Source organism: Clostridium sp. AM34-11AC (assembly GCF_003435375.1).
GTDB classification, from domain to species: domain Bacteria; phylum Bacillota; class Clostridia; order Lachnospirales; family Lachnospiraceae; genus Pilosibacter; species Pilosibacter fragilis.
Map to the genome: position 1 here is coordinate 1 of NZ_QWGL01000089.1, position 1,827 is coordinate 1,827.

Annotated in this window: 1 protein-coding gene; it reads left to right on the forward strand. The window is 43.3% G+C overall.

Annotated features, from left to right (window positions below; genetic code table 11):
- The first annotated feature begins 79 nt into the window (after positions 1–79).
- Positions 80–1,659 (forward strand): IS3 family transposase gene (locus tag DW826_RS17840; RefSeq protein ID WP_117470990.1). Its coding sequence is split into 2 segments (ribosomal slippage): positions 80–533 and positions 533–1,659, totalling 1,581 coding nucleotides; the frame shifts between segments, so codons are not numbered across the junction.
- The last annotated feature ends 168 nt before the right edge of the window (positions 1,660–1,827 follow it).

Sequence of the window (1,827 nt, forward strand, 5' to 3'; positions counted from 1 at the left end):
CCCTGTGTGTTAGGATAGTTGTCAGTGAAAGATAATTACATTTGTGGTAGTATAGAGCTATCGCAGGAAGGGAGCTTTCATTATGAACTATAGTCCAGAGTTAAAGGATGCACTCCTCAGGAGGATGCTTCCACCAAACAATGAATCCATTACAAAAATTTCCAGAGAAGAAGGTATTTCCGAACAGACATTGCGTAACTGGCGGGACAAAGCCAGAAAGGAAGGCTATGCCACTCCTGGTACAGATGCCATCCCAGACAATTGGAGCACACAGGATAAATTCTTAGTTGTTGTTGAAACAGCGAGCATGAATGAAACGGAACTTGCTGAATATGCCCGTAAAAAAGGACTTTATGTTGAGCAGATTAAGGATTGGAAAGATGCCTGCATGAATGCAAATGGCGGCATCGCTAAAGAGGCCTCCCGACTAAACCGGGAACTCAAGGATTCTGAAAAAGAACGCAGAAAACTTGAAAAGGAATTACAACGCAAGGAAAAAGCTCTTGCCGAAGCTGCAGCTTTACTTGTATTGTCAAAAAAAGCAAATGCGATCTGGGGGGATCCCGAGGACGAATGATTAGCGCCTCAGACCGCGAAAATGCTGTACTGCTAATCAATGAAGCTATTGCATCTGGTGCATCCTGCAAAAAAGCCTGTTACCGTCTCGGAATTACAGAAAGGACTTTTTACCGCTGGAAAAAAAGGAAATCAGATATAAATTCCTATGAAGATGGACGTCCCACAGCGGATCATTCAGAGCCGGCAAATAAGATCCCGACAGAAACCCGAAAGGAAATCATAAATATCTGTAACAAGCCTGAATACGCCAGCATGGCGCCATGTGAGATCGTTCCAACACTAGCCGATGAAGGCATCTATATCGCCTCTGAATCAACCTTTTACCGTGTTTTACGGGAAGAAAAAATGTTGAACCATCGTGGACGCAGTGAAGCACCAAAGCATAACCGTCCGTCTACATACAGTGCAACAGCACCCAATCAGGTGTATATGTGGGATATTACGTATCTGAATGGCCCACATAAAGGAATGTTTTACTATCTGTATCTTTTTTCGGATCTCTATGACCGGAGTATCGTGGGCTGGGAGGTCTATGAGACAGAAAATGCCGATTATGCCAGCAGCCTGATCAAAAGGATTTGTTTAAAGCAGGGACGCCTTACTACAGAGCCATTAGTATTACATTCTGATAATGGTTCTCCCATGAAAGGTGCAACGATGCTTGCAACGCTGTATCAGCTTGGCATAACACCTTCAAACAGCAGACCGCGTGTAAGCAATGATAATCCATATGCGGAAAGTCTCTTTAAAACATTAAAATACCGTCCGAATTATCAGCCTAAAGGGTTTGCAACACTGGAAGAAGCAAGGGAATGGGTAAGTCTGTTTGTAAAGTGGTATAACCATGACCATCATCATAGTGGATTAAAGTTTCTTACCCCATATCAGCGCCGCAGTGGTTTATCTGACAAGATACTTGCCAAACGCAAGGAAGTTTATGAAGCAGCCAAAACAGAGCATCCCGAGCGTTGGAACGGACGTTTGACCCGTGACTGGAGCCTTCCGGACACAGTGTATCTGAATCCGGAGAAAATAAGCGAAGAAGCAGAAACTGCTGTTGAGGAGACAGCTGTTTCATAAAAATCTGATGATTCAAATGGACATGCTCAGATAAAAGCTCTGTGCCTGACGTGATTGTCAATAAAAATGGGGTATTCATTGATACTCACGTCAGGTACAGAACAATATCTGATAACCTGTCGAAACAAGAATATAAATTTTTACTGACAACTACCTTGACAATCAGCG